5 protein-coding genes are annotated in these 5427 nt (G+C 68.5%); 4 read left to right on the forward strand and 1 reads right to left on the reverse strand.

The window, feature by feature from the left end:
• The first annotated feature begins 80 nt into the window (after window positions 1-80).
• From glmU to pth, 4 genes are all read left to right on the forward strand, one after another.
• The gene (gene glmU, locus STRTUCAR8_RS41735; RefSeq protein ID WP_006382448.1) at window positions 81-1529 is read left to right on the forward strand and encodes a bifunctional UDP-N-acetylglucosamine diphosphorylase/glucosamine-1-phosphate N-acetyltransferase GlmU; all 1449 of its coding nucleotides are present in this window, start codon (window positions 81-83) and stop codon (window positions 1527-1529) included.
• A gap of 116 nt (window positions 1530-1645) precedes the next feature.
• Complete coding sequence (locus STRTUCAR8_RS41740; protein ID WP_006382452.1) at window positions 1646-2638, forward strand: ribose-phosphate diphosphokinase; 993 nt, start codon at window positions 1646-1648, stop codon at window positions 2636-2638.
• A 245-nt stretch (window positions 2639-2883) separates the two neighbouring features.
• The gene (locus tag STRTUCAR8_RS41745; protein ID WP_006382453.1) at window positions 2884-3468 is read left to right on the forward strand and encodes a 50S ribosomal protein L25/general stress protein Ctc; all 585 of its coding nucleotides are present in this window, start codon (window positions 2884-2886) and stop codon (window positions 3466-3468) included.
• An 82-nt stretch (window positions 3469-3550) separates the two neighbouring features.
• Window positions 3551-4153, forward strand: a complete 603-nt coding sequence (pth, locus tag STRTUCAR8_RS41750; RefSeq protein ID WP_044473801.1) for an aminoacyl-tRNA hydrolase — start codon at window positions 3551-3553, stop codon at window positions 4151-4153.
• A 247-nt stretch (window positions 4154-4400) separates the two neighbouring features.
• Here the strand turns inward: pth and STRTUCAR8_RS55290 are convergent, their stop codons facing one another.
• Window positions 4401-5381, reverse strand: coding sequence for a LysM peptidoglycan-binding domain-containing protein (locus STRTUCAR8_RS55290; RefSeq protein WP_006382450.1), 981 nt, complete (start codon window positions 5379-5381; stop codon window positions 4401-4403).
• Window positions 5382-5427 lie beyond the last annotated feature (46 nt).

The following is a 5427-nucleotide window of genomic DNA, read 5'->3' on the forward strand; positions in this document are numbered from 1 at the left end:
CACTCTCATGTCCCCCACGAAACGCCCCGGTATCCTGCGGATGTCGTCCCGCCCCCCTCCGCAGCCGAAGGGCACACCCCGTGAGCGCCAATCGCCCCGCCGCCGTCGTCGTACTCGCAGCGGGTGAGGGCACCCGTATGAAGTCGGCCACACCCAAGGTCCTGCACGAGCTCTGTGGCCGTTCCCTGGTGGGCCATGTGCTCGCCGCCGCAGGCGAGTTGGACCCCGAGAACCTGGTCGTCGTCGTGGGGCACGCCCGTGAGCAGGTCACCGCGCATCTGGCGGAGGCCGGCACCGGCATCCGTACCGCCTACCAGGCCCAGCAGAACGGCACCGGTCACGCCGTACGCATGGGGCTCGAAGAGCTCGGCGGGGCCGTCGACGGGACTGTGGTGGTCGTCTGTGGCGACACCCCGCTCCTCACCGGCACGACCCTCCGCACGCTCGCCGCCACCCACTCGGGTGACGGCAACGCCGTGACCGTGCTGACGGCGGAGGTGCCGGACGCGACGGGGTACGGGCGGATCGTGCGGGACGGGGCGTCGGGTGCCGTGACGGCGATCGTGGAGCACAAGGACGCCACCGACTCGCAGCGGGCGATCCGTGAGATCAACTCCGGTGTCTTCGCGTTCGACGGTCGGTTGCTCGCGGACGCGCTGGGCAAGGTGCGGACGGACAACAGCCAGGGCGAGGAGTACCTCACCGACGTACTCGGGATCCTGCGCGAGGCCGGGCACCGGGTCGGGGCCTGCGTGGCCGCCGACCACCGGGAGATCGCCGGGATCAACAACCGCGTACAGCTCGCCGAGGCGCGGCGGATTCTGAACGACCGGCTGCTGACCGAGGCCATGCTCGCCGGGGTGAGTGTGATCGATCCGGCCAGTACGTGGGTCGATGTGACGGTCACCTTCGAGCAGGACGCGATCGTCCACCCGAACACGCTGCTCCAGGGGTCCACGCATCTCGCGGAGGGTGCCGAGGTCGGGCCCAACTCGCGGCTGAAGGACACGCGGGTGGGCGCGGGGGCGCGGGTGGACAACACCGTCGCCGACGGCGCCGTGGTGGGGGCGCAGGCGAATGTGGGGCCGTACGCGTATCTGCGTCCCGGGAGCCGCCTTGGGGTGAAGTCGAAGATCGGGACGTACGTCGAGACGAAGAACACGTCGATCGGTGACGGGACGAAGGTGCCGCATCTGTCGTATGTCGGGGACGCGACGATCGGTGACTTCACGAACATCGGTGCCGCGAGTGTGTTCGTGAACTACGACGGGCAGGACAAGCATCACACCGTTGTCGGGTCGCACTGCAAGACGGGTTCGGACAACATGTTTGTGGCGCCTGTCACTGTCGGGGACGGTGCGTACACCGCGGCGGGGTCGGTGATCACGAAGGATGTGCCGCCCGGTTCGTTGGCCGTGGCCCGTGGCCAGCAGCGGAATATCGAGGGCTGGGTGGCTCGTAAGCGTCCGGGAAGTGCGTCGGCGAAGGCGGCCGAGGCGGCTTCTCGGGAGCCGGGCGGCGAAAGCTGACCGGAATCACTCGCGTCCGACTCGGGCTACCGTGATAGGCGCACACCCGCACACCCCCAGCTGAGCAGGCCTCTCAGGGCTGATCACGGCTGAGACACCTCCGAGGAGACAGTGCTGTGACCGGGACCAAGACGACCGGCGGGAAGAACGGGAAGAAGAAGATGATGTTCTTCTCCGGCCGCGCCCACCCCGAGCTCGCCCAGGAGGTCGCCCTGCAGTTGGGGGTCGACGTGGTGCCGACGAAGGCCTTCGACTTCGCGAACGGTGAGATCTACGTTCGTTACGAGGAGTCGGCGCGTGGCGCGGACTGCTTCGTGATCCAGAGCCACACGGCTCCGATCAACCAGTGGATCATGGAGCAGTTGATCATGATCGACGCTCTGAAGCGCGCGTCGGCCAGGTCCATCACCGTGATCGTGCCGTTCTACGGTTACGCGCGGCAGGACAAGAAGCACCGTGGGCGTGAACCGATCTCGGCGCGTCTGGTCGCGGACCTGATGGCGACGGCGGGTGCGGACCGCATCCTGACGGTGGATCTGCACACGGACCAGATCCAGGGCTTCTTCGACGGCCCGGTCGATCATCTCTTCGCGTTGCCGCTGCTCGCGGACTATGTGGGCGCGAAGGTGGACAAGGGCAAGCTGACGGTCGTGTCGCCGGACGCGGGCCGGGTGCGGGTGGCCGACCGCTGGTGCGACCGGCTGGGTGCGCCGCTGGCGATCGTGCACAAGCGGCGTGACAAGGACGTGGCGAACCAGGTGACCGTCCACGAGGTCGTGGGTGAGGTCAAGGGTCGCGTGTGCGTGCTGGTCGACGACATGATCGACACGGGTGGGACGATCGTGGCGGCGGCGGACGCGTTGTTCGCGCACGGTGCGGAGGATGTCATCGTGACGGCGACGCACGGTGTGCTGTCGGGTCCCGCGGCCGATCGTCTGAAGAACTCGCGGGTGAGTGAGTTCGTGTTCACGAACACGCTGCCGACGCCGGGTGAGCTGAGTGCCCACCTGGACAAGATCAAGGTGCTGTCGATCGCGCCGACGATCGCGAGTGCGGTGCGTGAGGTGTTCGAGGACGGTTCGGTGACGAGCCTGTTCGACGAGCAGTAGGCCCCGGGTCACCTGCTTCCACAAGATCTGCGGGATCGTGCCTTACAGGCTCTGCCGGATCGCTTCTGCATGATCGATTTTTCTGCGGCCTCCCCTGGCGAGTACTCTGTCGGAGTTGCTCGGCGAGGGAGGCCGTTCCCGTGTCATTCACGGGTCGGGTGCTCCGTTATCGACGCGCTCTTCGTAGCAGGCCGTTCGTGGCCGGGTGACCTGTCCGTCTCGCACCCGTACGAGGAGTGAAAAGCATGTCCGAGGTAAAGCTCACCGCCGAGACCCGCACCGAGTTCGGCAAGGGCGCCTCCCGCCGCATCCGCCGTGAGGCCAAGGTTCCCGCGGTCGTCTACGGCCACGGTGCCGAGCCCGTTCACATCTCGCTGCCGGGCCACGAGCTCCAGCTCGCCCTGCGTACGCCGAACGTCCTGCTCACGCTGGACATCGAGGGCCGTACCGAGCTGGCGATCCCGAAGGCCGTCCAGCGTGACGCCCTCAAGGGCTTCCTCAAGCACGTCGACCTGCTCACCGTGAAGCGCGGCGAGAAGGTCACCGTCGAGGTCTACGTCCACACCGAGGGCGACCTGGCGCCGGGCGCCTTCCTGCTCGAGCACGTGCTGAGCACGCTGACGGTCGAGGCCGAGGCCACGCACATCCCCGAGTCCGTCACGGTGTCCATCGCGGGCCTGGAGGCCGGTGCCTCCATCCTCGCCAAGGACATCCCGCTGCCCTCGGGCACCACGCTGGCGATCGACGAGGACGCGGTCGTCCTCCAGGTCCTGTCCGCGCAGGCGGAGGAGGCCCCCGCCGACGGCGACGCCGAGAGCACCGAGGCCTGATCGCCCCGAACACCTCGCTTGCCGGCCGCCGCTCCTACCAGGGGCGGCGGTCGGCGTGTATCAAGACCCGTATCAAGGAGAGATGGACGTGACGACCGACGCGGGCGGCCCCTGGCTGATCGTGGGGCTCGGTAATCCCGGGCCGGAGTACGCGATGAACCGGCACAACGTGGGGTTTATGGTGGCCGACCTGCTCGCGGAGCGGATCGGCGGGAAGTTCAAGCGGGCCGGGAAGGCGCAGGCGCAGGTCATCGAGGGGCGGGTGGGGCCGCCGGGTCCGGCGAACCGTCGGGTGATCCTGGCGAAGCCGATGTCGTACATGAACCTGTCGGGCGGGCCGGTGAACGCGCTGCGGGAGTTCTACAAGGTGTCCCTCGACCGTGTCGTGGCGGTCCATGACGAGCTGGACATCGACTACGGGGTGCTGCGGCTGAAGCTGGGCGGCGGGGACAACGGGCACAACGGTCTGAAGTCGATGACGAAGGCGATGGGGCCTGACTACCACCGGGTGCGGTTCGGGATCGGGCGTCCTCCGGGGCGTATGCAGGTGGCGGACTTCGTGCTGAAGGACTTCTCGTCGGCGGAGCGCAAGGAGCTGGACTACTTCGTGGACCGGGCGACGGACGCGGTGGAGTCGCTCGTGACCGAGGGGCTGGAGCGGGCGCAGGGCGCGTACAACTCCTGAGTACGGAGAGTGACCGGGATCGTGCGGGAGATACGTGGGTACAACTGCTGACTTTGTCGGGCAGGAGTTGACCGATCGCACGACCATGGCCAATGATCCCGGCCATGCCAGCCACCGCCCACCGTCGCAAGTCCGCCCCCGCCTCGCCGCGGCTCGGGCGTCTGGGGCGGTTCGGGCGGTTCGCGGTGATGGGTACGGTCGCCGCGCTGATCCTGATCGCGGGTGTGTGGGCGTCCTGGGGGACGGCTCAGCACGTGATGCTCAGCAAGGGCCGTGAGCAGGGCACGATGACGGTGGCGAAGTGCGAGGACGGCGTCTGTACGGGGTCGTACCGGCCGGTGTCGGTGGGATCGACGGCGCGGAGCCGGGTCGTGCTGGACCAGTCGGTCGGGGTGAGCGCGGGTAAGACGTACACGGTGGTCGTGAAGCCGGGGAGCCGTGATGTGGTGCGGTCGGGTCCGGCGGGTGTTCTGTACGCGTGGGTGCCGTTGGGTGGTGCGCTGCTGCTGGCGTCGGTCGTGGTGGCGGGCGGGCTGGGGCTGACGCGGACGGGGTGGACGCTGGCGGCGAGCGGGTTGGCCCTGGTGACGGCGGCCTGGGTGGCGTTGTAGAGGACATGAAGGACATGAGGGTTGCCGGCGTACAGGCGCTGCCAGCCGCCCTTCACCGAGCGGTCGTCCGCTATGCCGGAGAGGGTGTCGCCGTGCACGACCGTGTACATCTCGGCGGTGCCCGCCTGGGACTGGGGTGTGGTCTGCGGTTTCACGTCACGGACGGTCCGCTGCGACTTCCGTTCCACGCCGACCGAGTCGCCAGGGCCGCCCGCGGGGTGGATGTCGGGGGTGTCGCCGCCCCGGGTGAGGCCGGCGCGGACGGAGCAGGTGGGCCAGGCGCCGGGGCCCTGCGCCTTGAGGACCTTCTCGGCCACGGCGATCTGCTGGTCCCGGGTGGCCAGATCCGCGCGCCCCGCGTAGACGGTGCCGCCGTACGCCTCCCAGGTGGACTGGCTGAACTGGAGTCCGCCGTAATAGCCGTTGCCGGTGTTGATGCTCCAGTTGTTCGTCGACTCGCAGGCGGCGACCTTGTTCCAGGTCGCCATGTCCGCCGCGTCCGCCACTCCGGCGCCGACCAACGGGAGCGCTATACCCGCGCCACCTGCGGTGACGGTGAGAGAGGCGCGGTTGATCCTGTTCGGTTGGTACCGGCGGTGCTTGCCGCGAACGGCCATGGAAGAGCCCCCTCACCTGTGCCAGGAGCCGCAAAAGTAAACGCTG

The organism is Streptomyces turgidiscabies Car8 (genome assembly GCF_000331005.1).
Taxonomy (GTDB): Bacteria; Actinomycetota; Actinomycetes; order Streptomycetales; family Streptomycetaceae; genus Streptomyces; species Streptomyces turgidiscabies.

What these genes read in the sequence shown, in the direction of transcription:
- STRTUCAR8_RS41745 (WP_006382453.1), top strand. Translation starts at nt 2,884, where the DNA reads ATGTCCGAGGTAAAGCTCACCGCCGAGACCCGCACCGAGTTCGGCAAG.
- pth (WP_044473801.1), top strand. Translation starts at nt 3,551, where the DNA reads ATGGACGTGACGACCGACGCGGGCGGCCCCTGGCTGATCGTGGGGCTC.
- STRTUCAR8_RS55290 (WP_006382450.1), bottom strand. Translation starts at nt 5,381, where the DNA reads ATGGCCGTTCGCGGCAAGCACCGCCGGTACCAACCGAACAGGATCAAC.